The 24,943-nt window shown below is 55.4% G+C and carries 21 protein-coding genes; 9 read left to right on the top strand and 12 right to left on the bottom strand.

Annotated features, from left to right (window positions below):
- Nucleotides 1-19: 19 nt before the first annotated feature.
- The 10 genes from AC16KF_RS05045 to AC16KF_RS05000 form a co-directional block, all read right to left on the bottom strand.
- The gene (locus AC16KF_RS05045) at nt 20-1,744 is read right to left on the bottom strand and encodes a bifunctional sulfate adenylyltransferase/adenylylsulfate kinase (protein WP_484036210.1); all 1,725 of its coding nucleotides are present in this window, start codon (nt 1,742-1,744) and stop codon (nt 20-22) included.
- 102 nt (nt 1,745-1,846) lie between these two features.
- Nucleotides 1,847-3,871 carry a hypothetical protein gene (locus AC16KF_RS05040; RefSeq protein ID WP_484036209.1) on the bottom strand — a complete coding sequence of 675 codons (2,025 nt, stop codon included), beginning with the start codon at nt 3,869-3,871 and terminating at the stop codon, nt 1,847-1,849.
- Nucleotides 3,868-4,905 carry a Gfo/Idh/MocA family protein gene (locus AC16KF_RS05035; RefSeq protein WP_484036208.1) on the bottom strand — a complete coding sequence of 346 codons (1,038 nt, stop codon included), beginning with the start codon at nt 4,903-4,905 and terminating at the stop codon, nt 3,868-3,870. The genes AC16KF_RS05040 and AC16KF_RS05035 overlap by 4 nt, the downstream gene beginning before the upstream one ends.
- A gap of 94 nt (nt 4,906-4,999) precedes the next feature.
- Nucleotides 5,000-6,034: a sulfotransferase family protein gene (locus AC16KF_RS05030; RefSeq protein ID WP_484036207.1), complete on the bottom strand. Its 1,035-nt coding sequence runs from the start codon at nt 6,032-6,034 to the stop codon at nt 5,000-5,002.
- Nucleotides 6,035-6,192: 158 nt separating this feature from the next.
- The gene (locus AC16KF_RS05025) at nt 6,193-6,801 is read right to left on the bottom strand and encodes a hypothetical protein (RefSeq protein ID WP_484036206.1); all 609 of its coding nucleotides are present in this window, start codon (nt 6,799-6,801) and stop codon (nt 6,193-6,195) included.
- A gap of 24 nt (nt 6,802-6,825) precedes the next feature.
- The gene (folK, locus tag AC16KF_RS05020; protein ID WP_484036205.1) at nt 6,826-7,311 is read right to left on the bottom strand and encodes a 2-amino-4-hydroxy-6-hydroxymethyldihydropteridine diphosphokinase; all 486 of its coding nucleotides are present in this window, start codon (nt 7,309-7,311) and stop codon (nt 6,826-6,828) included.
- Between the two features lie 181 nt (nt 7,312-7,492).
- Nucleotides 7,493-8,338: a ClbS/DfsB family four-helix bundle protein gene (locus AC16KF_RS05015; RefSeq protein ID WP_484036204.1), complete on the bottom strand. Its 846-nt coding sequence runs from the start codon at nt 8,336-8,338 to the stop codon at nt 7,493-7,495.
- A gap of 89 nt (nt 8,339-8,427) precedes the next feature.
- Entirely contained in the window at nt 8,428-9,471 is a 1,044-nt protein-coding gene (locus AC16KF_RS05010) for a homoserine dehydrogenase (RefSeq protein ID WP_484036203.1), read from the bottom strand.
- 108 nt (nt 9,472-9,579) lie between these two features.
- Nucleotides 9,580-10,311 (bottom strand): SCO1664 family protein, encoded by a 732-nt coding sequence (locus AC16KF_RS05005; protein ID WP_484036202.1) that lies wholly within the window; start codon nt 10,309-10,311, stop codon nt 9,580-9,582.
- A 74-nt stretch (nt 10,312-10,385) separates the two neighbouring features.
- Nucleotides 10,386-10,913 (bottom strand): DUF3090 domain-containing protein, encoded by a 528-nt coding sequence (locus AC16KF_RS05000; protein ID WP_484036201.1) that lies wholly within the window; start codon nt 10,911-10,913, stop codon nt 10,386-10,388.
- A gap of 155 nt (nt 10,914-11,068) precedes the next feature.
- Here AC16KF_RS05000 and AC16KF_RS04995 point away from each other — a divergent pair, with 155 nt between their 5' ends.
- Nucleotides 11,069-12,748, top strand: a complete 1,680-nt coding sequence (locus AC16KF_RS04995; protein ID WP_484036200.1) for an acyl-CoA mutase large subunit family protein — start codon at nt 11,069-11,071, stop codon at nt 12,746-12,748.
- 68 nt (nt 12,749-12,816) lie between these two features.
- On the top strand, nt 12,817-14,019 hold the full coding sequence (locus tag AC16KF_RS04990) for a 6-phosphofructokinase (RefSeq protein WP_484036199.1): 1,203 nt from the start codon (nt 12,817-12,819) through the stop codon (nt 14,017-14,019).
- A 151-nt stretch (nt 14,020-14,170) separates the two neighbouring features.
- On the opposite strand, the gene AC16KF_RS04985 is transcribed toward AC16KF_RS04990, so the two are convergent.
- Together AC16KF_RS04985 and AC16KF_RS04980 are read right to left on the bottom strand one after the other, a co-directional pair.
- Complete coding sequence (locus AC16KF_RS04985; RefSeq protein ID WP_484036198.1) at nt 14,171-16,405, bottom strand: hypothetical protein; 2,235 nt, start codon at nt 16,403-16,405, stop codon at nt 14,171-14,173.
- A 242-nt stretch (nt 16,406-16,647) separates the two neighbouring features.
- Nucleotides 16,648-17,568: a ribonuclease Z gene (locus AC16KF_RS04980; protein ID WP_484036197.1), complete on the bottom strand. Its 921-nt coding sequence runs from the start codon at nt 17,566-17,568 to the stop codon at nt 16,648-16,650.
- A gap of 177 nt (nt 17,569-17,745) precedes the next feature.
- Here AC16KF_RS04980 and AC16KF_RS04975 point away from each other — a divergent pair, with 177 nt between their 5' ends.
- The 7 genes from AC16KF_RS04975 to AC16KF_RS04945 all read left to right on the top strand — a co-directional run bounded on the left by AC16KF_RS04975 (nt 17,746) and on the right by AC16KF_RS04945 (nt 24,715).
- Nucleotides 17,746-20,079, top strand: a complete 2,334-nt coding sequence (locus tag AC16KF_RS04975; protein ID WP_484036196.1) for an FtsK/SpoIIIE family DNA translocase — start codon at nt 17,746-17,748, stop codon at nt 20,077-20,079.
- Between the two features lie 62 nt (nt 20,080-20,141).
- Nucleotides 20,142-21,011 carry a decaprenyl-phosphate phosphoribosyltransferase gene (locus tag AC16KF_RS04970; RefSeq protein WP_484036195.1) on the top strand — a complete coding sequence of 290 codons (870 nt, stop codon included), beginning with the start codon at nt 20,142-20,144 and terminating at the stop codon, nt 21,009-21,011.
- Entirely contained in the window at nt 20,972-21,961 is a 990-nt protein-coding gene (gene mvk / locus AC16KF_RS04965; protein WP_484036194.1) for a mevalonate kinase, read from the top strand. Before AC16KF_RS04970 ends, mvk begins: the two co-directional genes overlap by 40 nt.
- Nucleotides 21,958-22,566, top strand: a complete 609-nt coding sequence (locus AC16KF_RS04960) for a CPBP family glutamic-type intramembrane protease (RefSeq protein ID WP_484036193.1) — start codon at nt 21,958-21,960, stop codon at nt 22,564-22,566. The genes mvk and AC16KF_RS04960 overlap by 4 nt, the downstream gene beginning before the upstream one ends.
- A gap of 73 nt (nt 22,567-22,639) precedes the next feature.
- Nucleotides 22,640-23,791 (top strand): WD40 repeat domain-containing protein, encoded by a 1,152-nt coding sequence (locus AC16KF_RS04955; protein WP_484036192.1) that lies wholly within the window; start codon nt 22,640-22,642, stop codon nt 23,789-23,791.
- 176 nt (nt 23,792-23,967) lie between these two features.
- Nucleotides 23,968-24,366, top strand: a complete 399-nt coding sequence (locus AC16KF_RS04950) for a DUF433 domain-containing protein (RefSeq protein ID WP_484036191.1) — start codon at nt 23,968-23,970, stop codon at nt 24,364-24,366.
- A complete protein-coding gene (locus AC16KF_RS04945; protein ID WP_484036190.1) occupies nt 24,359-24,715 on the top strand; it encodes a DUF5615 family PIN-like protein in 357 nt (118 codons plus the stop codon). Before AC16KF_RS04950 ends, AC16KF_RS04945 begins: the two co-directional genes overlap by 8 nt.
- The last annotated feature ends 228 nt before the right edge of the window (nt 24,716-24,943 follow it).

Raw genomic sequence — 24,943 nt, 5'->3', positions numbered from 1 at the left:
CCCGCCCCTACCGCAACGATCAATTGTGATTCAAATATCCCTGATCTTCGAGATACTTGACGATAATACGGGCATTATCTTCAGGGGTCGCGCCGAAACCTTGCAGGGTGATCTCGGGTTTGATCGGCGGCTCGTAGGGATCGTCCACGCCGGTGAAGCCCATCGGCTTGCCGTCTGCCACTGCCTGACGCGCCTTGGCATACAAGCCTTTCACGTCGCGCTCTTCGCAGACTTCGACGGGTGTATCCATGAAGATCTCGATGAAATTCTCGCCCACCATCTTGCGGGCTTCTTCGCGCGTGGCGCGGTAGGGGCTGATGGCGGCGCAGATGACAATGCCGCCCGCGTGCACGATCTCGCCCGCCACAAAACCGATGCGTAGGATGTTGGTATCGCGGTCTTCCTTGCTGAAGCCGAGTCCTTTGCTTAGGTGCGTGCGCACTACGTCGCCATCGAGGATGGCGGTCTCGCGTCCGCGTTCGAGGAGCAGGGATGTAAGCACGGCGGTGGTGGCAGATTTGCCGGAGCCGCTCAAGCCGGTGAACCAGATTCCAAATCCCTGTTTGTGGCGCGGCGGGTAGGTTTCGCGCAGGATTTCAGCGGTCTCGGGGCGGGTGAACCAGCCCGGCAGTAATTTGCCCTTCGCGAGATATTCCTCGCGCACCTGCGTGCCGGAGATGTTGGCGGTCTTTGCGCCCTTGGGGACATCCTTCTCTTCCACGTAGCGGTCTTCATCGGGAAGATAGACCAGCATTTCGAACGGAACCATCTTGACGCCCAACTCGGATTCGTACTTCTTCATGTTCTCCTGCGCGTCATACGGACCGTAAAACGGCTTGCCCGTGGAATCATTTCCCGGCCCCGCGTGATCGCGCCCGACCACGAAATGATTCGCGCCATGGTTGCGCCGAATGATGGCGTGGAGCAGAACTTCTTTCGGACCCGCCATGCGCATGGCTAACGGCAACAAACTGAGCATGGTGCTGTTCTTGTCGTAGTGATTATCCACCAGCGCTTTGTACGTGCGAGTGCGGGAGTAGTGATCCACGTCGCCGGGCTTGGTCATGCCCACGGTGGGGTGGATCAACAGCGAACCGTTCACTTGAGCCGCCGCGCGTTTGGTCAACTCTTCGTGGATGCGGTGCAGAGGGTTGCGGGTCTGGAAGGCGACGACGTTATCGTGCCCCATCGCTTCAAGCCGTTCGCGCACCTGCGCCGGGGTGAGGCGCAGGTCTACGAAATCGTAATATTTGGGAAGGTTGATAACCTTCATGTGGCCCGAGATGCAGACCTTGTTCCAGCGTCCCATTTCGGAAACCATCGGGTGTTTGGTGTCGGTGGAGCCGTAGGCGAGCGCGGCTTCGGTCTGCGGGTCCCAGTGAAAGACTTCGTCAAGCGTCATTACGGCGATCAAGTCGAAATTGGCGTTGCGAAGCGCCAGATCCTCGCCGACGGTCGGCAGTTCCTTGGGGTCAGCCGTCAATGTGATGGGGAGGGGCCACAAGGTCCCGTCTGCCAGACGCATCTCTTTGAGCACGCGGTCATAGTCCGCTTTGCCCATGAAGGTGGTCAGCGGTGAAAAACCGCCGGTGGCGATCAATTCGAGATCGCAAAGATTGCGCGTGGTGATCTTGATGGAAGGCAGTTTGGCGGCGTGGGCGAGAAGTTCCTCGCGCTCTTTGCCCTCTACAACAAGGTTCACCAGTTTTCCCCCATACGGGGCGATCAGTTTGGCTTTCGACATTGTTACTCCTTGATTGACACAGATTACTCTGTTGGGTTTGCTATGCGAGGCGCAATTATAACCTAAAATTCACCCGCTGAATTTTGAAGAGGTTACAAAAGATTATTCAAGACAGTATAACGAATCGATCACAGGGATCGCATCCGGCGATATCGATTCCAACCTGCCCATGATCCGGCATACTTGTTGCGCGATATAAGGGTCGGCTGAAATCACCGGCGCGAGTTCGGTCAGGCGCTCTGTATCCCCGGTAACTGCGTATGCCTGGAGGAACGGCATCCATTCGATCAGGTCGGATGGGGCGAAGCCCAGCGCCTGCGCTTCTTTTCCCAAGCCGACGATTGCTTCCCACTCCCCGCGTTGACGAGCCAGATCGGCAGACTGGTAAAAGTAGCACCAGCCGCGCGGAGGCTCGGGTCCGAAAACAAGTTGAGGCGGCGTGTGAGGCGTTTCATCCGCGAGAACATGTTCGAGTTCGGAAAACGATCCGATGACGCGAATCGAATCCGATTCAGTAGTGGAAAATTCAGGCTGAAGTCCATCAATCACATGCACGCATGAACTGGGCGATGGTTGCGAGATGATCAGGATGTTGCGATAATTTTTGTACGTGAGGATTCCGCGGCGATTGTCATACTCCTGCCGTTCGCGGGTAAGAACCTTTTGCACAGTATTTTTATTCAGGACAGCCGCATACAGCGAGGGCTGCGCCATCTCGTCGTTCTGACTTTCAGGATAATACAGAAAATTTGCGGGTCCCCAAACAAAATAATCCTCTTCGGTCGACACCGAAGCGATATTTGCGATCAATGTAGTGTTGGTTTGAAATTGCGGCGCGCGCCATGCAACCTGCCACCAGAAATCGCGCGTCCGTTGAGTTTGGGTCGCGTATTGCAATCCGTTTCCGTAGTGAGTGAACACAGAAGCAAGGATGAAAATCGCGAGTATGCCCCAACGCGCCGATGGTTTCGACAACCCGGACACCCATGCCGCGATGAGGATCGCCGCGCCGAGGGAAGCCGCAAGCGTGTAACGTGAAAACGAGGGGAACCACACTTCCCGGTTGGCGAGCGTCACCGGCGCCAGCCCGAACACGAGCGCCGCCAACCCCAGCCAGATCATCTCGCTCTTCCAGGTTGAGGAGTCGGTTTGCGCCGCGTTATCTTGCGACTCCATTCGCCGTAGCATAACAAACGACAGCGCGACCGAAGCAACTCCGATCGTTAGCCCGATCAAACGATGGGTGTTCTCTTGAACCAAGCCAACTTGTTGAAGCGGCGTTACCCAGGCGGCAACCAACGTTTCGAACATGTTCTGCGCTTGCGAATATCCCCACCGAAATATCGTCTGTAACGGGTAGAGAAATACATCGCCTAATTGCATCCCTACATCGGTCGCGCCGCGTTCATTTTCAAAGAAGAAGATTCGCCACGCAAAGAATAGCGCAGGAACAAGCAGCGCGGGGAATCCTTGCTGGAACGCGCGGATGACCTTTTGCCGGGCTGACGCTCCCTCTCTCCATGTCAAAAGAAAGATGCACGTCCAACGGATCGCTTCAAAGCCGATGTACCATTCGATCTGCGAAAGATAAAACAATCCCAACAGGATCGAGAATCCATGCAAGAACCATGCGCGACTTCGATGTGGAGTTGTGACTGCCTGCATCGTGAATGCAACAGACCAAGTTGCAGAGGCGAGACCGGCAAGATAATATTGATAGGTGATGCCGTTGGGTTGCGAGAGAAACCCGGGATAGATCAGGAAAAGCAACGAGGTTATAAAAGAAAACGTGCGCTCACGCGGCCACAGGGTTATGCAAAACGTCCATACGCCCAGCGCTCCGAGAACGCGAAACGCAAACGCCGAGAGATTGTAATAAAGCGGATTCGCGCCAAACAAGGCAAACAGCGGACTCATCAAGAGCGCGCCTGCCGGGCGGTCGATGCTGTAAATTTCACGGATCGCCTCCGCCCCGCGCGCGCCCGCCGCGAACATGATGTACCAATCGTCAAAATAATATCCGAATCGAAAAACAAACGGCAGATAGACCAATGCCGCGATCACGGTCAGCAAGATGCCAGCCATCAAACCATCGGACAATTTGTTGACGCGAAGATGCATGTTCATTGTGTTGATATTTTAATTCGAGTCCCCGAATTGCTGGAAGCCAAAACAGCGCCGATCAACCGTTGGACATTGATCCCATCCTCCAGCGGACAAGACGACTCAACCTCGCCGCGCGCGACGGCGATGAAATGTTTCATCTCGTCCATGAACATGACGTTGCGTTCAAACTCAGGGGCGGGCTGGTACACCTCCCAAGCCTTTTCCCCCCCTTCGACTTCGCCTACGTTATCAATGTGACTCCGCTCAGCGCGATAGATCTGCGTCGCGCCATCTGCGAGATTCCACTGCAACGAGCCTTTCGTACCGACTACTTCAAAATAATGCGCGGGCGGTTGTTGGTTGTAATCGAGATGGATGCTTCCCAGCGCACTATTCTCAAACCGCAGACCGATCTTCGCCGTGTCTTCCACGTCCACTTCCAAGTCGCTGAGTTTAGCGGTGAATCCCCAAACGGATTCGACTTTCCCGACCAGCCACGGAAGATAATCGAGCGAGTGACATTGAGTCAACACAACGCCCCCGCCCATGTCGGCGCGCGCCGCGTAGCCTTGACGATAGTCCTCCCACGGATGCCATGCGGGCAGGTATTCGCCGAAATGTACATGCGCCGAGATCACACGTCCGATCTCGCCATCCGAGATCAACTGCTTGGCTTTCATCATCCCTGGATGAAAACGAAATTGGAATCCGACGACGACGCGTCCGCCGCCCTTCTTGAGCGCGGACTCGAGTTCGTCAATCCGATCCATCGAATGCGAGAGTGGCTTCTCCAGCAACAGCGAGCATCCCGCTTCCGCGGCGGGGATGGCGACATCAAGATGAAGCGACGTGGGATTCGAAACGATGACTGCGTCGGGCTTGTGTTTTTCGAGCGCGGCTTGCAAGTCAGTTTCTTGAGGGAATCCTGCCAACTCTTCCTCGGGCATGGTCGCCTTGCGCGTACGATATAAAACAATATCCTTCTCGCCCAATGCGATGAGATTCCGCATGTGGCGGCGACCGATGGAACCGAGACCTGCGATTAAGAATTTCATAAAACCCTTTTACCACAAAGGACACGAAGGACACAAAGTTTATAAACCCAAAGGTTTTCCTTTGTGCTCTTTGTGTCCTTCGTGTTTAAAAAAATCACCAATCCAAATCCTTTTCAAACTTCCATTTCACCAGCATCTCACCCGCGACCTCTTTGAACACGTATCTATCCTTCGCGGAAAATAATCTCTGCCAATTGCCAGCCTGTCCCTTCGGGAGGAAGGACGCGATTCCCTCATCCCGTTTTGCCTGCCACTCCTCATCGGGATTGGATGTCATCTCGGCTTGAATCTTCTTCTCCAGCGATTTGTGAATCGTCTTCACGCCGAGAAATTTCCACAAACGAGACATTTCCTTGAACGGATTGTTCAGCAAATCCTCGTAGCGCAGACTAAAATAGTTTTTGCCGTACAGTTTTCGCGCTTCGTCGTCGGTCTCTTGCAGGTTGGTCACCCATCCCTTCGCCACGCGGCGGATGAACGACTCGGTGAAGATCGAACGGCGTCCGTCGCTGAACGAAGCGGAATCAGTCCGAAGATCCGCAATGATGCGTTTGTCTTCCGCGGACAAAAATTTGGAGTCCTCCACAAAATTCCGAAAGCGTTCCGAGATCAGCACATCGCGTCCATCGCGGACGATGTAGACGAGTTTCGCGTCGGGGTAGATCGCGCGCATGTCGCGCACCGCCGCGCCGTGAATCGTGGACGAGGGGCTCTTGTCGCCGACGATGCGTTTGCCTTCGCGCGCCGCGTCGCGTTCCATGATGAAATCGGCGGCGGCGCGGAGGACAAGCGGCGAAAGATCGCGCGCATGATTCCAGCGATTCGACTTGCGCGTGAGCCACTCCTCCATTTCAGGCGAATCGACCAGCGCCTTCAACAGCGGCTTGCGCGTGAAGAAGTGCGCCTGATAGTTGCAATGCACGTCGGGATGCAGACGCGCGAGGCGCATGAGGAGCGTGGTGCCAGAACGCGCATGACCGAGGATGAAAAATTTTTCGCGCGGGAAGAATTGTTTTACCTCGTCCACTTCCTCGCGCGTGATGGCAGGGATGGCGTTGCGGCTTTTCTTTTTCGGTTCGCCTTTGAGGAGAATTCGGGCGGCGGATTTGATTCGGGCAAGCAATTCCATGAGACCTCGTTCGAGCATGCGATATAAGTTCTAACTCTTCACTTTGAAAATTCGGAGTTCAACTCCGAATTTTCAAAGCAGCAATGGCAGGGATGGCGTTGCTGCTTTTCTTTTTCGGTTCGCCTTTGAGCAAAACGCGCGCGGCGGATTTGATGCGCTTAATTGTCTCCACGAATTTCTCCAGGATCAGCCAGAATCTTCTCCCATTTTATTAGTTCTATATGTAAATAAGCTTCTCGTTCTGCAATATAAATTGTATTATTGTCTATCCAAGAAACAGGAGAACGCATATCGAATTTGCAACTACGAGTAGGATAATTGTTGTATAACCCTAAGTCGCGTTGCAAAAACGGAAACTGTCTATATCGAACGATGATCTCGATATGATCCATCCCACCATGACCATTATTTGTTTCACAATACATACTTATCATCTTTGTACCATCTGGCGAAATCTCTTCATGGGTTGGAGTTTGATGCGAATGATAACGATGGAAAGGTATTGTCGCCAATGCAAAAAGGATGGATACACCGCCGATCAATAAAACTACCAGCCGTTGAAATATACTCCCAAAAAACAACATGACAGAAGTTACACAACTAATAACTATCACAAAGGAAGAGAAGCCAATTGAAAACCAATCGTTATACCAAGAGTAATCAGTCAGCACACCTAACCAAAAGACGCAAATAACAAGAATATTGAAGGCAAGCGAAGTTTTCCAAATGATACTTTTTCGTTTTGGCTCAAGTTGTGTCTTCTGCATATTACCTCCTCCAGTTCAACATCCTCATCCTTCCAACTTCCTCACCCCACTCACGTCGGCGAACAACGCCAGCTCGCGGATGGACTTTTTCTTGACGGGATGCACAAGGTCGGAGGCGATGTCCATCAATGGCACGAGGACGAACGCGCGTTCGTGCAGGTGCGGATGCGGAATCGTGAGCGCGGGCGAGTACAGCACGAGATCGTCGTAGAACAAAATGTCAATGTCAATCAGGCGCGGACCGTTCGGGAACGACTCTTTCCGTCCCAACGCGACTTCCAGCCGCTTGAGATGTTTGATCAACTGTTCGGGCTTGAGATACGTCTCGACGCGCACGACCTGATTGAGAAATTTTTCCTGTTCCTTGAATCCCCACGGATCGGTCTCATACACCGCCGACCTTGCTTTCACTTCCATTTGCGGGGCAAGCGACGCGATCGCTTCTTTTAAATTCGCGGCGCGGTTGCCCATGTTCGAGCCCAGCGCGAGATATACGACATGTTCATCCATAATTTTTCTTCTTTCTAAAAAATATCAAAGCCAATGTTCATGTCATGCTGAGCGGAGCGAAGCATCTCTCCTCCCACAGGATACGTTCTTGGCGTGTCAGAGATTCTTCGTCGCTCCGCTCCTCAGAATGACATGATACCGACTTTGCGGGCTTCGCGGTTCGAAGACTCGTCAGACAGTGTTATATCGAATGTTCATCGTAATGCCCGACCACATCGTCGTTGAGCCAGCCTTCGATGTCTGCGTTCTTAAACGCGTCGTCGGGCAGGGACGCGGTCAGGTCGAGCATGGCGCGGCGCACCGACTCGAAGTGCTTGAACAGGTCGCCGTCGGACCATGAAGCGTATTTCTTCGTCAACTCCACATTGAACGAGTCGGTGTCGCGGCTTGTCCACGTGAAGCCTGGTGAGTTGAGAATCCCCGTGATGATGCGCACGCCTTCCTCCCACCAACCGATGATGTGCGCGACCAGGTCGTGAAAATTTTCAAATCCCTGCTTCGCTAAAAATTCTTTTTTCTTTTCCTCGTCGAGCGCGTTGAAACTTTCGATGTACTCCGCCCATTCGTTTTGCAACAAGTCCAGCGTGAGGAAGCGGCTCAACACGACGAGATGCTCGCGCGCGTGATGGATGAAGATGCCGTCCGCCCACACTTTGACCCGTCGATTCTCGAACACCGCTTCATTCATCGGCTGGATGTCTGCTTCAGTTTTCTGACGCGTCTTCTCGAAGTGCGCCAGAAACTCGGCTTCGTCCCAACTTTTGTATTTCGCCACCGCCTCCGCGTTGAACGCGTCGAAATCATATTTCTTCCGTTCGAACTCGCGCTCCTCCGCGATCGCGCGGATGATCGGCATCCCCTCCTCCCACCACGCAAGGATGTGCGCCAGCATATCGCGGAACGATTCAAACCCGACAGTTTTGAGCCGCGCCTCCTGCTCCGCTTTGGGCAGGCGGTTGAATCGCTCGACGTACGTTCCCCATTCGAGATTGATGTAATCCAACGTGCGTTGTTTGGTGATGGGCATGAAGATTCTCCGATGGTGCGCGTACCGCAAAGTTCACTTTGCGATTATGAATCGCAAGATAAATCTTGCGCTACAGTTCGTCGCTTATTTTACCCTCGAACCGCGCTCACAAAATCTGCGAACAGACCATACGCGGTCTCTTCGGGTCCGCCCTTCATGCCTTCGCGCTCCGAAACGATCACCGAATAATTGGGCAACACGTCCGTGCTGAACGTCAGCCCCGACGCCGAGCCCATCATGCCATACAGCGGCGACGTCGCATCCACCAACTCAGGCGACACCCTCCCTTTGACTCGATTCCCCACGCGTTCAGCGGATGCGACCAACTTCCAACGCTTCTTCTCCGCTTTTGCCTGCTTCACCATCCCAGCCGTGATCTCCCGTATGCCTTTTCGCTCCACCTCCTGCGGCTTGAGCGGTCGCGAAGCATCCATCAGCACCGTCGCCAGCGCCGAGACTTTGATCGCCGCGTCCCAGCCGTCCACGTCGCCCGAAGGGTCCGTCTCCGCGATGCCGATGCTCTGACAATATTTCACTGCGTCGTCAAACGACTCGCCGTCTTCCATCCGTGACAAAATTAAATTCGTCGTCGCGTTGATGATTCCTTTAAACGAAGTTAACTCAGCCAGCGGCATCGCCTCGCGGAATGTCGAAAAGACTGGCGAGCCTCCCAATACCGTTGACTCAAACCGAAACTTTTTATTTTTCGACTTCGCCAACGCGGTCAACTCTTGATATGCGTGGACGACTGTGCCTTTGTTCGCCGTGATCGCGTGCATATTCGCGTTCAACGCCGCGCGGACGTGGTCAATGGCAGGTTGACCCGATTCGTAGTTGACGGGGGAATTTTCGAACATCACATCCGCTTGGGAATGTTGAATGACGGCGAGAGAGTCGGCAACTTGGAAAGTGGAAAGTGGAGCGATGGAATTTCCGCTTTCCACTTTTTCCAACGCTTGCCCAACATCAATCCCATCAGGGTTCACCGCGAATCCATGTCGTCCCGTGGCAATGCCTGTGACCGAATAGGTGATGTCATAGTTTGATTTCAACAAGTCGCGTTTGCGTTCGAGCAGTCGAGCCAACGAGCGGGCGACGTTTCCAAATCCGATGAAGCATAGTTTGTAGTGCATAAAGACTCCTGTGTTTAAGTTTCAAGTTTCAAGTTCCATGTTTCATGTTTCATGTTTCATGTTTCATGTCTCTGCCACTTGGAACTTGATACCTGAAACGTGAAACGCTTATAGCGGCGGCCACGGCATCGCGCGGCGGTCACGCGGTTGGCGGGGGAAAATCCCGCGTTGACGGATCACGTCTGCGCGGGTGCAGAGGGCAGAGATTTCGTTGGGGGTGAGATAAGGCTCAAGTTGGCGAGGCAGGTCGAAGTCCGAGGAGGGAGGCGAGTGGAAAGTGGAAAGTCGAGAGAGGAGTTCGTCGGGAATCTTCTGTCCGCCAAAATCCCACAATACGGTGCGAAGTTTATCATCTTCGTGAAAACAGATGCCGTGATCTATCGCGTAGAGTTTGCGCGTGTCATTTTCAAAAAAGACGTGCCCGCCTTTGCGATCCGCGTTGTTGATGAGCAGGTCGAACAACACGACGGGCTTGAGGAGTTGTTTGTCGTCGTCTGAAAAAGTGAAGTAGTGATATTCGGGATCGTACTCGATGAATTGCTGGATCGAACCCGCGCCGTAGGGACCGTCTTCGCGCAACGCGGTGAACGGGACGATGTGCAAGCCCAGCGACTCGCTCACGAGATACGCCGCCACTTCGCGCTGCGCCAGCGATTGTTCGGGAAAGTCCCACAACGGTTGCTCGCCGCGACTCGGTTTGTAGACGGCGGGATACGTTATGTCTTCGTGCGTGACCTCGACCAGAAACGTGTAATTCGAGCCAAGCATGAATTGACCTTTGAGTTCAAGGTCGCCGTGTTGGAGGGCGGATGTCAATTGTGTTTGGTCGGGATTGGTCATCGGTGGATCGAAGGTCAAAAGTCGAATGTCATATGTTGACCTTTGACTTTCGACTTGTGACTTTATTTTTGACTTTAATGAAAATGCCCGTTCTTCTTGGGACAAAAATGCCCCTCGGGTTCTTCGGGTTGACCACACTGCGGACAGATCGGGCGTCCGCGCGAGACGACTTCCATGCCCCAGCGCGAGAGCATCTTCACCTGCGTGCGCGTCGCCCAAAAGCGGATGACCGCCGCCGTCTCTGGATCATCTTCCTCGGTGAGAATTTCTTTTGCGAACAACACGATGAGATCGCGATCTTTGTCGTAGCCGAGTCCGATCTCGCCGACGCGGAAGAGCGGGTCGACGGGCGGATTGATGCGCATCACTTCTTCCACGTAATCGCCCGAGGCTTCGGTGATGTTCGGGTTCTGTTCGTTGATCTGCGCGAGAAATTGTTCGATGCCGATGGCAAGCGAATGCAGTTGCGCCTTCTCGATGATGATCGTGATCGTGCGCTGGTCTTGATAGGCTTGAATATAAAACACCCGCTGACCTGGCTTGCCGATCGCGTCCGCGGTGATGTGATCGCAGGGGTCAACGTCAATTTCAAATCGGGGCATGAGGCGAGTATACCATCCCGACCCCCTCCGTCCCTATCGGGACACCTCCCCCAAATCCGACGATTCAATCTTTGAATCCGCATACAAAATTTTTATCGTCGTATTTGGGGGAGGGCAGGGAGGGGGTTATAATCACGCCAGCAAAAGGAGCCGCCATGTACGATAAAAAGAAACTCGATGAATTGAAGGATCAACTCGAAACGTGGGAGGAAACTTCGTTGAGCAAGGCGCTCGCGTCCCTGCCCGAACGCATGGATGAATTCATCACGACCTCCTCCGAACCCATCAACCGACTCTACACCCCGCTCGATGTGGCGGATAAAGACTACGCTTCTTCTCTCGGACTTCCAGGTGAGTACCCCTACACGCGCGGAGTCCACCCGACGCTTCACCGCTCCAAACTGTGGACGATGCGCATGTTCGCAGGCTTCGGCACCGCCGAGGAAACGAACGCGCGCTTCAAATATTTGCTTGAGCAGGGACAAACAGGTTTATCCGTCGCGTTCGATCTGGCGACTCTGATGGGCTACGACACCGATCAACCCGAAGCGTTGGGCGAGTTCGGCAAGTGCGGCGTGGCGGTCTCTTCATTACAAGACATGGAAATCCTGTTCGAGGGCATCCCGTTCGACAAAGTGTCCACGAGCATGACGATCAACTCGCCTGCCGCGATCACGTGGGCGATGTATCTTGCGGCGGCGGAGAATCGCGGCGTGAGGCTCGATCAACTACGCGGCACGATCCAGAACGACATCCTCAAAGAGTTCATCGCGCAAAAAGAATTCATCTTCCCGCCCGAACCTTCGATGCGACTCGTTGTCGACACGATGGAATTCGGCTCGCAGAAAGTCCCGCAGTGGAACACGATCTCGATCAGCGGATATCACATCCGTGAAGCGGGTTCGACCGCCGCGCAGGAGTTAGCCTTCACCCTCGGCGATGGACTCGAATACGTGAGATGGGGAATCGCCCGCGGCATGGACGTGGACGAGTTCGCGCCGCGTCTCTCGTTCTTCTTCAACGCGCACAACGACTTCTTTGAAGAAATTGCAAAATACCGCGCCGCGCGTCGCATTTGGGCGCGTGAGATGCGCGAAACATTCAAGGCGAAGAATCCGCGTTCGTGGTTGTGCCGCTTCCACACGCAGACGGCGGGAGTCTCATTGACTGCGCAACAACCTGAAAATAATGTTGTGCGCGTTGCGATTCAGGCATTAGCCGCTGTGTTGGGCGGGACACAATCGCTTCACACAAATTCATTAGATGAAGCGCTCGCGCTTCCCTCTGAACATGCGGTGACCATCGCCCTGCGCACACAGCAGATCATCGCCGAAGAATCGGGCGTAACGAATACCGTGGATCCGCTGGGGGGTAGTTTCTTCGTCGAAGCCATGACAGACCGAATGGAGAAAGAAGCGTACGACTACTTCCGCCGAGTCGAAGAGTTGGGAGGAGTTATCCCCGCCATCGAAAAGGGATTCTTCCAAAGCGAAATTTCCGACGCGGCATATCGTTATCAACGCGAGATCGATCAGGGCATCCGCAAAATTGTCGGCGTGAATGCGTATGCCGAAAAGAAACCGTTGACGATTCCGATCCTTGAGATGGATCCAAAAGGTTATGAAAGACAGGTGAAGCGGCTCGAAGAGTTACGCAAGACGCGCGATAACGGTCGCGTCGGTCAAACACTGGATCATTTGCGCATCGCGCTCGAAGGGACAGAGAACACCATGCCGCACATCATGGAAGCCGTCCACGCGTACGCGACGTTGGGCGAGATCATTCAAGTGATGAAGGAAGCCTTCGGCGTGTATGAAGAGCCGACGATGATTTAAAGTTTGCACGCGCTATCCAGACCGCCGCGAATGACGGTTTGAGTCTATGAAAGAGGAGAACAGGAAAGATGAGCACAGGTAAGAAAGGGGTAATCGGAATTTTGACAGGCGGGGGCGATGTGCCGGGGCTAAACCCGGCGATCCGCGCAGTGACCATCCGCGCGTTGCGTGAGGGATATAAGGTTATCGGGATCCGCCGCGGCTGGGCGGGGATGGTGGATATCGTCCGCGATTCGCAAGCGGATAACAGCAATAACTTCCAAGTGTTGACCGAGGATATCGTCAACAAAGCGGGGCGCACCGGCGGCACGTTCCTGCACACATCGCGGACGAATCCATCCAGGGTCCGTAAAGACCGGCTTCCGCTCCACTTGCGCGATCGGTACGCGGACGATGTCAACGATGTGACGCCGGAGGTGGTGAAGAATATCGATTTTCTTGGGCTGGATTATTTGATCCCCATCGGCGGGGACGATACGTTGAGTTATGCCGTGCGCATGTATAAAGAAGGGATGAAGATCGTTGCCATCCCAAAGACGATGGATAACGATGTGCCCGGCACGGATTATTGTATCGGCTTCAGCACGTGCGTGACTCGCACGATCGAGCTCGCGAATCGTCTGCGGACTGTGGCTGGTTCGCACGAACGACTATTGGTGCTCGAGGTTTTTGGGCGTTACGCCGGCTTTACGGCGATGCTTCCGACCATGGCGGGGGCGTCTCATCGTTGTGTGATCCCCGAGCACAAGTTCAACATCGAGCGCCTTGCCGAGATGATGATGTACGACCGCAGTTACAATCCGAGTCATTATTCGGTGGTGCTGGTTTCAGAAGGCGCCACCTTCGACGGCGGGGAGATGGTCTTCTCGGACCGCTCGACTGACGAATACGGTCACATGAAGTTGGGCGGCATCGGCGATATGGTCTCCGCGCAATTAAGGGAATTGACCGCCAGTCATAACAAGGGGCGCATGGTGGATACCGTGAATCAAAAACTCGGCTATCTCACGCGCTGTGGCGACCCGGACGCGATCGACTCCATCGTGCCGATGGCGTACGGCAACCTGGCGCTTGATCTCGTTTTGAAGAACGTGCATGGAAGATTGGTGGTGCTCAAGAACGGGCGCTACGATAATATTCCGGTAGACATCGTCACCAGCACGAAAAAGACTGTCAACGTGGAGCGGTTCTACAATACGGAGCGCCTGCGCCCGAAGTTTGAAAGCTTCGAAATGACACCGCTGTTCATCATGACCAGCGATGCGATCTGATCACAAAAGAGACCCCCGAAAATTTCGGGGGTCTCTTTTGTGTATTCAGGACTTTCGCTTTTACTGCTCTAAGACGGTCTGTGACCGTCGCTTCGCCAGCAAATACGGCGGTCACAAACCGCCTGTGAGCGAAAGCCCTGATAGTATTCGGTTATGGTAATGAGAGCGTTGCGTAGAATGAGAAGTGGAACGTGTCGCTTGTGTACGATGTCGAATACGTTGATGGCAGGGCGCCGAACGTATAACTGTAATGCCGCCCGGATCCAGACAATCCCAACCTGCCTGCCAGCGTATTGTTTTGCGGAAGGAAAACAAGCCAGTACGTGCCCGGCGATAGCGTCACCGGGGTCGTCACAACTTGCGTATTCCAACCTGCCACCGGGGTAAAGGCGGCGGTCTGTGCCATCAGCGCGCCCGGCGCGCTACCGGAGTTGTTGTAAATTCCCAAGCGCAGTTGCCCGCCAGTGGTGGAGACGTAATAACTCAGACTCTGAATGGTGGCGCTTTGCGAGAGCGTCACCTGTTGCGCGACCAGCCGGTTGCCCATGCCGGAATACCCCATGCTCAGCACACTCGTCTCGCCGATGGTGATGGCGCTTGAAGATGGCGTGACAGTTCGAGTTGGCGTGCGCGATGCGGTGGGGGTAAAAGTATTCGTCGGGACGGTTGTCGGCGTCCGTGTGTTGGTTGCGGTTGGCGCGATGAGGGTGTTCGTCGAAGTCGCTGTGTGAGTGGGTGAATTCGTTGGTAGAGGCGTGTTGGTGACGGTCGCGGTCAACGTGCTTGTATTAGTCGGTACGATGGGGGTGTCCGTTGGAGTCGCTGTGTATGTGGGTGAGTTCGTTGGTAGAGGCGTGTTGGTGACGGTTGCGGTCAACGTGCTTGTGTTGGTCGGCACGATGGGGGTGTTTGTCGGAGTCGTTGTGTGAGTGGGCGAATTGGTGGGTAGTGGCGTCATGGAGGGTGTGGTAGAGGCTGCCGAGCCCGTAGAGAAGGTGGCATAGAACGAAAAAGTAAAAGCGCTATTGGTTGGCGAGGTTGAATAGGTGGCAGGCAACGCGCCGAAGGTGTACGAATAATACCGCCCCGCGCCGGATGGATTGACGCGCCCTGCCAGCGTATTATTTTGAGGCAGGAAGGCAAGCCAGTAGGTTCCGGCCGTTAACTGAGTGGGAGTGACCACCGCTTGGGTATTCCACCCTGTAACCGGGGTGAAAGCCGCCGTCTGCGCCATGAGGCTCCCCGGTCCGCTGGCGACGTTGTTATAAATGCCGAGGCGCATCTGCCCGCCGGCGGTGGAAACGTAATAACTCAAACTTTGAATTGTGGCGGTTTGAGACAGCGTGACTTGTTGCGCGACCAACTGGTTTCCAAGCCCGGCATAGGCGTTACTCAGAACAGTTGTTTCGCCGATATTAAATGTTCCCGAAGACGAGGTGGGCGTGAACGTGAAGGTCGCTGTCGGTGTGCGGGAGGGGGTGGGAGAGAATAACCCGGTCGCGGTTGGCGTGCGCGTGAGGGTAGCGGTGGGGCTTGGGCCCGCTGTGGCGGTCGGTTGATTCGCGCAGGCGGGAGGCGGGTTGCTCGGAACCACAGTTCCATTCACAATGGACAACAGTTCGGCATCGGTGAGGCGCGGAATGCCCAAGAAGTCTACGGCGATCGCGTTCGCCAGCACACCGTTTGCCATTGTCCCCAGGTGTCCGTCTGCCACGCGGATGTTGTGATATTCGTTCCCCCACGTATAGGCGATCATCTGCCCGCCGAAGTTATACGATTGTCCGTTGTCCAGCGAACGGCATGCCAGCCCGCTGTGATACCCTGTCCATGAAGCGAAGGCTGTGCCTTTTTCGGTGGCAATATCCTGTAAACCGGCGTTATATTGGTTGACATACGTCCGGGTCGGCTCGTTCCAATTATCCTGCGAGATATCGACGATCAAAATATTGCCCGGCAGGATGCCGGCATCGATCATGCGTTGGATATTCGATTCGTACGTGGCAAGCAAGGCTGGGATATCCGGGGTGCTTCCGACCACGTAGACATCGTTCGAGCCGATCATGCTGATTACCCTGCCGATGTTTCCATTGTTGAAATCGTCGAGGATGTCGTCTGTTTGGGAGGTCATGTTGAGACGCACCGTTTCACCGCTCCAGGCGTTGTTGTACGGCTGGCAGGGCATCCCGCCGAAGTTGACGCCGCGGACAACCTCGAGAATCTCCGTCCACGTATAGGCGGTTGGTCCTCCACGATTGATGCACTGATAGGGCTGGGTGGCGCTATCGCCAATCACCCCCACGCCTGTGGGAATGGCAGACGCGGTGGATGGTTTAGAAACCGCTATCAGGGTTAAAACCAATAGGAAAATAACTGCTTTCTTAAACATGGCGCTTCCTCTATGAAATGGGACGAGTGGGCTGATCTTGCAATCGCCGAAATGTGCTTTGCTCCTCAAAGTCACTACATGACGATAAAAGAATTATAAAGGTACAAAGACAGCCTGAGTCTAGAGGAAGGTTACACCCCAACGATGACCCCGTGCCGCAAGGTTTACCTTGCGATTCGGCATTCTTTTACACGGGCTGATGCGATAGAGAACGCCCCCCACAGAATCGTGAAATTACTTTTTCACTCGTCCCGTTTGATCTGGAAGGTGTCGAAGTCTCGCGCCACCGAGGTGTTAGGGAAGATCTCCTGCGCTTCCTTTAACACATCTTTTTCACGATAGCGCCGCGAGATGTGAGTCAGGATCAATTTTTTAACCCCCGCCCGCTTTGCCAGCGCCGCGCTTTGTTTCGCGGTGAGGTGATGGAACTGCTTTGCCATCTCGGCTTCCTCGTCCAGGTACGTGGATTCGATCACCAGCGCGTCCGCATCTTTACACGCGTCGAGCAGGTTATCCGTGCGCCCCGCGTCGCCAACGATAACCAGTTTGACTCCTCTCTGGAGCGGACCCAGCACATCGTCTGGACTGACGCGTCTGCCGTCGGGGAGGCTGATCTCCTTCCCTGCGACAAGTTCCCTTCGTTCGGGACCAAACGGCACGCCGAGTTCGGTCGCTTTCTCGTTTAAAAATGGACGACGCGCCTTGCCCTCGAAAACATATCCGAGACAATCCGGTCCGCGATGGGTGACGGGGAAGGCGGTGATGGTGAAATCATCCGTTTCGAAGAACAGGCCGGGTTTGATCTCATTCAAATGAAGCGGCATCGGCGGCTGGTTGCCGCGCAAGACCACGCCGTACAACAGGTCATGCACGCGGTCTAGCGTGGAACGCCCGCCATACACTTCGAGTCGGTCGATCGCCTCCCAGCGCAGAAATGTGCTGAGCAAACCGCCCAAACCGAGAATGTGATCGAGGTGACCGTGCGTGAGCAAAATGCGCGAGAGGTTTTTGAACCCCAGCCCCGATTGCAAGATCTGACGTTGTGTGCCCTCGCCGCAATCGACGAGGAAGCGGTATTCATCGTGCTTCACCACCTGCGCCGAAAGTCCGCGCCTGGCAGAGGGGGCGGAGGCGGAGGTGCCGAGAAAAAGAATTTCAAACAAGGGTTTGTCCTCATAAACCAGCCACAGAGAACACAGGGAGCATTGAGGTTTCTTTTCTCAGAGTCTCTGCGCGCTCTGTGGCAAAGTGGTTGTTGATTTGTGCCGTCCTTGCGGCACGAACGGTTTTGACAATTCTACCCCAAAAGAAAAACAGACCATTTGTGCTATACTTCGAAAATGCCTCTCAAGATTCCGTTCATTTCGCCGAAATCAAACGCGAAGCCAAAAGGCAAGGCGGCGCATCCCTCGCGCGGGAAGGGCAAGCCGAACAATGCGCCGCAAAAAGGGCGGACGCCGCTCATCTCGCCTCCGACACAGCCGATGCCGGTCTCGTGGTGGGATTCACTTTCTGCCGAACGCAAACTCGATGTGGTCGGCGCGATCATGGCGGCAGTGGGGCTTCTCATTGGTTTGGTCCTCTTTTACTCGCAACGCAGTGTGGTCACCGGAAGCGCCACAATCTTTCTCAGCCAAATGCTGGGATGGGGCGTATACGTTTTGCCGGCGGGTTTGTTCCTGATGGGGGTGTGGCTGGTTGCGCGGCGTATCGAGAAACTGCCGCCGCTTTCTTTGGAACGCGCGTTTGGGCTTGCGCTCTTTTTCTTTTGGTTATTGGCGGCAATGCATTCCATCGTTGCGCCGGTGGAGTTGGCGGAGGAAGCCGCGTTGGATGGCTGGGGCGGCGGCTACATCGGCAGTCTGTTTGAACGGTTGTTATTCAACAGCCTCGGCACGGCGGGCGCGATTGTGGCGTTGCTGGCTTGGTTGCTGATCACGATCACGATGATCTTCGACATTTCAGTGGAGGATCTGTTCCGCTGGATCGCGCCGCTTGTTGGCAAGCTCCGCTTGCTATGGGCGAAGCAGGCTTCCCCGGCGGGTGAAGCGTTTTTGCCCGAAGGCGTCGATACCGCGTCGAACGGATTCACGCCTCTGCATCGCCCCGCGTCACCTGCTTTGGCGGCGGAGGCTGGCAAGCCGGTGACGACGGTTAAGCCTGCGGAAGCGGTCATCCAGTGGAGATTGCCGGATGTGAAAACGATTTTGGACTCGGGTTCGACGCCGGAAGTCAATGAAGAATTCATTCAAGGGCGTTCGCGCTTGATTCAGGAAACGCTCGCATCGTTCGGCGCGCCGGTGCAAGTGGTGGAGATCAACCGCGGACCGACCATCACGCAGTTTGGCGTGGAGCCGCTGTTCGTGGAGACGCGCAGTGGGCGCATTAAAGTGCGCGTGAGCAAGATCGCCTCGCTTGCCGACGATCTCGCGCTCGCGCTTGCCGCGCCGCGCATCCGCATTCAGGCGCCGGTGCCGGGGCATAGTTATGTGGGCATCGAGGTTCCGAACGAGGAAATGACTCTTGTGGCGTTGCGCGATTTGATCGAAAGCGAAAGTTTTCAGAAGAACAAAAACCCTTTGCGTTTTGCGCTGGGGCGCGATGTGACCGGCAACGCTATCAATACCACGCTCGAGAACATGCCGCATATGCTCATCGCCGGCACAACCGGTGCGGGCAAGTCGGTCTGTGTGAACGCGATCCTGACATGCTTTTTATTGCATAACACCCCGGACGATTTGCGCCTGATTCTGGTAGACCCTAAACGCGTGGAGTTGACCGGCTATAACGGCGTGCCGCACTTGCTCGCGCCTGTGGTGGTGGAGATCGACCGCGTGATCGGCGCATTGCAATGGATGACGCGCGAGATGGACAAGCGCTATCACATGTTCGCGCAGGTCGGCTCGCGCAACATCGCCGATTACAACGCCAAAATGAAATTGCAGGGCGGCAAGACGCTTCCATTCCTTGTGATCGTGATCGACGAACTGGCAGACTTGATGATGATCGCCCCCGGCGAGACCGAGCAGACCATCACGCGCCTCGCGCAATTGGCGCGCGCCACCGGTATTCACATGATTCTCGCCACGCAGCGTCCCTCGGTGGATGTGGTGACCGGTCTCATCAAAGCCAACTTCCCGGCGCGGGTTGCCTTTGCCGTCGCGTCGAACACCGATAGCCGCGTGATCCTCGACCAGCCCGGCGCCGAACGACTGCTCGGGCGCGGCGATATGCTCTTCCAGGCGCCGGATGCGCCGGCGGCGGCTCGCTTGCAGGGTGTGTTTGTCTCAGACCATGAGATTCAAAACCTGGTGGAGTTCTGGCGTAATCAAGCTGGCGCCGCCAACCCCTACGCCGCCGCGTCACAACCTGCCCTGGGGGGCATTCCAAAATCGGACGCGCCGCTCAAGCAGGGCGCGATGTTCGAGGAGATGAGCCCTGCCGACACAACGACTGACCCATTGCTGGTGGAGGCAATTGAGCTTGTCCGCAAAGAGGGACGCGCCTCGGTCTCGATGCTTCAGCGGCGGATGCGCATCGGCTATACCCGCGCCGCCCGCCTCGTGGATATGATGGAGGACAGGAAGATCGTGGGTTCGCCGGAGGGGGCAACTCAAATGAGGCAGGTGTTGGATTACGGTCAGACCGCGCCGCCGAAGGACGATGGGGCATGATGGCGCATAACTATTTGGTTACGACCTGACGATTCGCTTCCGCTCTCTGATATGATTAACGCATGATTTCAGCGCTCATCAAAACCATGCGTCCGCGCCAATGGACGAAGAACGGCTTCGTATTTTTTGCCCTCATGTTCGACAAACAATTGTTCCTGCGCGAACCGTTCCTGCGGACGCTGGAAGGCTTCCTCTTGTTTTGTCTGGCGTCCAGCGCGGTGTATCTCATCAACGATATTGCCGACGTGGAAGCGGACCGTAAACACCCCGAAAAGAAACATCGCCCCATTGCCTCGGGCAAACTACCCTTGCACGCGGCGCGGCTCGCGGCAATTGTGTTGGTCGCCATTGCTCTTCCGTTGGGCTATCTCCTTTCGCCGGCGCTTGCGGTCATTCTGGCGGTTTATCTCGCCATTAATATTTTGTACTCGCGCTGGCTCAAGCATATTCCGATCCTGGATGTGTTCATTGTTTCCTCCGGGTTTGTCTTGCGCGTGGCGGCGGGCGTGGCGTTGATCACGGTCGAGCGCTTCTCGCCGTGGTTATACATGATTACCACGTTATTCTCTCTGTACATTGGTTTCGGCAAACGACGCGCCGAAATGAGCCTGCTTGAAACCGGCGCGGGCTCGCACCGCAAAGTGTTGGATGGCTACACCCTGCCGCTCCTCGACCAGTTGATCACCATTGTTTCAGGCACGACCATTGTCACCTATTCGCTGTACACATTCACCGCGCCGAACCTGCCCGAGAACCACAGCATGATGTTGACGATTCCTTTTGTGGTCTACGGTATCTTCCGCTATTTGCAATTGATCCAAACCGGTCACGCGGCGGGCGCGCCGGACGAAGTGGCGCTCAAAGACCGCCCTCTGCAGGTCACAGTCGTATTGTGGGTGATCTCTGTGATCGCCATTTTTTACCGATCGTGAAAGCCTCCGCGCCGGGTAAGATCATCCTGTTTGGCGAACATGCCGTGGTCTATGGACGCCCGGCGTTGGCTGTGCCGGTTACCCAAGCCCATGCGGATGTGGAAATTCTCGATTCAGATGCGACGGGGATTTGGATCCACGCCCCCGGCATTAACCTCCGCGCCGAACTGAACGCGCTTCCCTCCGACCATCCCATTGCTTCAGTCATCCATAATTTTCTCTTCCTCTCGCGCGCCGGGAGAGGGGGGGGCGAGAGTAAATTCCCCAACCTTCAAATCAACATCACGTCTACCATCCCCGTCGCCTCTGGTCTCGGCTCCGGCGCGGCGGTGACGGTGGCTCTGCTCCGCGCGTTCTCCTCCCATTTAAAGTACCCAATGACCGAGGAAGAAATCAACGCCTTTGCCTACGAGATCGAGAAGATCCATCACGGCACGCCTTCGGGAATCGATAATACAGTCGTCACGTATGCCCGGCCCGTGTACTTTGTGAAAGCTAAGGGCGAGGGCAACATGATCGAAACATTCAAAGTCGGCGCGCCGTTCACCGTCGTCATTGGCGACACGGGCATCGCCGCGCCCACGAAGGAATCGGTGGCGGATGTGAGGAAACTTTGGGAGGCGGATCAAGCGAAATGGGAGCGCGTATTTGATCAGGTGGGAGCGCTTGCAGAAAACGCGCGAGAAAACATAGAAAGTGGAAATTGGAAAGTATTAGGCGAACTCATGAATCGCAACCACGCGCTCCTGCAAGAGATGACCGTCTCCTCGCCTGAATTGGACTCGTTGGTTGAGGCGGCGCGAAAGGCTGGGGCGGCTGGGGCAAAACTAAGCGGGGGAGGACGCGGCGGGAACATGATCGCGCTCGCGGAGGCGGAAAAGGCTGACGATATTTCATCCGCATTAATTTCTGCCGGCGCGAAGAACACGATCATCACGCAGGTTGCATGAAATGGATCGCGCCGGCGCTGGCGTATCTTGCGGTGTTTCTGGGGTTGTTTGTCTTTCATAGCGCGTGGGCGGCGTTGCTTGGCTTTCATGCGGCGATCCTCGGCTCGCTGTGGATTGCCCGACCGGGTATTCCGCTTTCAACGTTGCTCAACTATTCAAATAAAAAATGGATCGCGTTGAGTCTTTTGGTTTGCGGAAGCAGCGGCTTTGCGTTATTGCTTCTGTGGGATGTGTTCGGCATTGCGAACGATCTCCCGGCGCAAGTGGAAGCCCTGGGGTTGAACGCTCGAACATGGGCGCCGTTTATCGCGTACTTTGCGCTGGTCAACCCGTTCGTTGAGGAGTATTTCTGGCGCGGATATTTGGCAAGCGCAACGAAGCGCCTCCATCGTTCTGATGTGTTGTATGCGGGCTTTCATGCGTTGATTTTGATTCATAAAGTTCCCATCGTTTCGATATGCGTTGCGGTTGCCGCGCTGACATGGGCGGGCTGGTTTTGGAGACAGGTCGCGCGCGAAGAGGATGGCGGGTTGCTCGCGCCCGTGCTGGGTCATATGGCGGCAGATTTCACCATCCTGTTGGCGATCTACACCATGGCAACCTGAATTTTCAAACCAATCTCTACTCCTCTGGCATTCCGAAAGTCCAGTTTATAATCGCGTCACAATGAAGCCGCGAGTGCGAATTTTGATTGCAAGCCTGTCCTTGTGCGCCTGGTTGTTGGATGCCTGCACATTCTCGGTGCAGGTGGTGCCGACGCCGGGCGCCACCCTGCCCGCCACGCCAACCGCGTCTTCCACGCCTTTGCGCCTGCCTGCCACAGAAACACTCGAGCCGGGAGTGGTCGCGCCGTTTGCCACTCTCACTCCTGTGGCGATTCGACTCGATACGTTGAGCCTGCTTGAAATTTTCAATAACATCGATGTGCCTGAAACGGCGCGCGCGCTGGCGTTCTCGCCCGATGGCGAGGTGTTGGCGGGGACGGGGGGCGACGCGAACGATTTTACGATCCATCTATGGTATGCGGAAAGCGGAGAGGAGATCGGCGTGTTGGAGGGACATCGCGATATTGTGTGGAACCTTGCCTTTTCGCCGGACGGTTCGATGCTGGCATCTGTTTCGGGCGACGGCACAGCCAATATTTGGGATTGGCGCGCAGGCATCTTATTGCAAACGCTACAATTCCCCAACCAGGTAGGGACAGTCAACTTTTCGCCGAATGGCGAGACCATTGCCGTGGGCGGGCTTGACGATCCGCAATATCTCACAGCCGCGATCTGGATCTATTCCACCAGCGCGTGGAGGCCGCTGTTGAAGATTCCCGACTACGTGAACATCACCGCGATGGCGTATTCGCCGAATGGGCGCTGGCTGGTGGGCGGCGGCGCTTCGCGCAATGTGCAGGTCTGGCGGACAAGCGATGGGACATCCCTCTTCACGCTCAACCATCCTCACCCCTCGCTCGATGTTGCCATTTCAGTTGATAACGCTGTGGCGGCGACTGCCACCTGTTCGTTTGCCGTGGACGATGATTGCGCCGAGGGCGCGGTCTGGTTATGGGATTTAAACACCGGCAAACTGATCCAGCACTTGCGCGGCTTCCCAGACACTGTGGAGAACGTGATATTCTCGGCGGATGGTTCCCTGCTGATTGCCGCCTCGCGGGATGGGATGGTGCGCATCTACGATACGGCTACCTTTGCTGTCGTCTTCGAAGCCGATCCGCCGGGCGGCAACGGCGTGCTGGCGCTCTCGCCGGATGGGCGTTTTCTTGCCACCGGCGGCTCGAATGGGGAAGTTCGTTTGTGGCGGGTGGTGGTTCGCCCGTGAGTTGATTTTGTCGTGCGAGAGGGCGGAAGAGTTAACCACTGATGTTACGCACCGTCCCGCAGGTTGCCTCGCAGAACTCTGTTGAATCAATCAAACCTGCAGAACGTCTGCGTAAGGTGAGTTCATCGGTTCTTGACATCAAATATGATGTGATATATGATGCCGATGGAGGTCGTATGTCACGATATGCGCTCAGTCTCCCCCAACAACTCAAGAAGGAAGCCGAAGAATGGGCGGCGCGTCAGGGCGTGTCTCTCAACCAGTTCATCCTGTGGGCGGTCGCCGAAAAATTGGGATCGCTCCGCTCGAACGTGGATGACCCGAACTTTCCGCGCGTCACCTACCGACGAGGCGCCTCTCGCCGTCCGACGGCTGTTCTCAGCGGAACCGGCATTCGCGTCCAGACCATCGTGACCGCCGCCGAGAAGTGGAAGTTATCTCCCTCCGAAATTGCCGACCAATTCAACATCCCCGAAGCGCAAGTGAAAGAAGCGCAGGCATTCTACGATGCGCACAAAGAGGAAATAGACGCGGACATTGAGTCCGAATCCGCGTTGGAGCCGAGGGGTGGCTAAAGCGCGTTTGCATCTTGATGCAGACGCGTCCATCAAGGCGGTGTACAACGCGTTACGCGAGCGCGGTCACGACGTCACGCGCACCCCAAACGATTGGATACCATTCGACGCCGACGACAAAGCGCAATTGCTCAATGCGTCTGCGCAGGGACGCGTGCTCTTCACGTTCAACATCCGCGACTTTCTTGTCTTGGCAAAACGATATTCCACACATCATGGAATACTCCTTGCTGTGCAAAATCGTTGGACGATCCGTGAACTGATCGAATCGCTCGACCTTGCTTTGACTCAAACTGGAGATGATGATTGGCTTGGCGTGGTCCGATGGTTGAATGATTTCAAGAAATAGGGAGTGTCTAAACTTGAAGTGATGATATGTCACCCTGAGCGCTAGCGAAGGGTCTCCGAGATCATCGTGGAGATTCTTCGCCGCAAAGAACAAGAGCGCGGCTCCATTAGACTTGAAGTAGTATTGGAGTTGCCAAACAAGGGCTGAACAAGTCTAGAGCCGCTCACGAGGCAAACGCCGAGTCAAACTCAAATTCTGAAGCAGACCCAGCCCTTGTTGTGAACTATG

This window comes from Candidatus Defluviilinea gracilis (assembly GCF_057138825.1).
Note: the sequence above shows the minus strand (reverse complement) of the source record. Positions and strands in the feature narration are given on the sequence as shown.

Excerpts from the sequence above, each read along its gene's own strand:
- AC16KF_RS04990 (WP_484036199.1), top strand. The coding sequence starts at position 12,817 with ATGAGCACAGGTAAGAAAGGGGTAATCGGAATTTTGACAGGCGGGGGC.
- folK (WP_484036205.1), bottom strand. The coding sequence starts at position 7,311 with ATGGATGAACATGTCGTATATCTCGCGCTGGGCTCGAACATGGGCAAC.
- AC16KF_RS04985 (WP_484036198.1), bottom strand. The coding sequence starts at position 16,405 with ATGTTTAAGAAAGCAGTTATTTTCCTATTGGTTTTAACCCTGATAGCG.
- AC16KF_RS05000 (WP_484036201.1), bottom strand. The coding sequence starts at position 10,913 with ATGCCCCGATTTGAAATTGACGTTGACCCCTGCGATCACATCACCGCG.
- AC16KF_RS04950 (WP_484036191.1), top strand. The coding sequence starts at position 23,968 with ATGTCACGATATGCGCTCAGTCTCCCCCAACAACTCAAGAAGGAAGCC.
- AC16KF_RS05005 (WP_484036202.1), bottom strand. The coding sequence starts at position 10,311 with ATGACCAATCCCGACCAAACACAATTGACATCCGCCCTCCAACACGGC.
- AC16KF_RS04970 (WP_484036195.1), top strand. The coding sequence starts at position 20,142 with ATGATTTCAGCGCTCATCAAAACCATGCGTCCGCGCCAATGGACGAAG.
- AC16KF_RS05015 (WP_484036204.1), bottom strand. The coding sequence starts at position 8,338 with ATGCCCATCACCAAACAACGCACGTTGGATTACATCAATCTCGAATGG.
- AC16KF_RS04995 (WP_484036200.1), top strand. The coding sequence starts at position 11,069 with ATGTACGATAAAAAGAAACTCGATGAATTGAAGGATCAACTCGAAACG.
- AC16KF_RS04960 (WP_484036193.1), top strand. The coding sequence starts at position 21,958 with ATGAAATGGATCGCGCCGGCGCTGGCGTATCTTGCGGTGTTTCTGGGG.
- AC16KF_RS05030 (WP_484036207.1), bottom strand. The coding sequence starts at position 6,034 with ATGGAATTGCTTGCCCGAATCAAATCCGCCGCCCGAATTCTCCTCAAA.
- AC16KF_RS05025 (WP_484036206.1), bottom strand. The coding sequence starts at position 6,801 with ATGCAGAAGACACAACTTGAGCCAAAACGAAAAAGTATCATTTGGAAA.
- AC16KF_RS05045 (WP_484036210.1), bottom strand. The coding sequence starts at position 1,744 with ATGTCGAAAGCCAAACTGATCGCCCCGTATGGGGGAAAACTGGTGAAC.
- AC16KF_RS04975 (WP_484036196.1), top strand. The coding sequence starts at position 17,746 with ATGCCTCTCAAGATTCCGTTCATTTCGCCGAAATCAAACGCGAAGCCA.
- AC16KF_RS05010 (WP_484036203.1), bottom strand. The coding sequence starts at position 9,471 with ATGCACTACAAACTATGCTTCATCGGATTTGGAAACGTCGCCCGCTCG.
- AC16KF_RS05035 (WP_484036208.1), bottom strand. The coding sequence starts at position 4,905 with ATGAAATTCTTAATCGCAGGTCTCGGTTCCATCGGTCGCCGCCACATG.
- AC16KF_RS05040 (WP_484036209.1), bottom strand. The coding sequence starts at position 3,871 with ATGAACATGCATCTTCGCGTCAACAAATTGTCCGATGGTTTGATGGCT.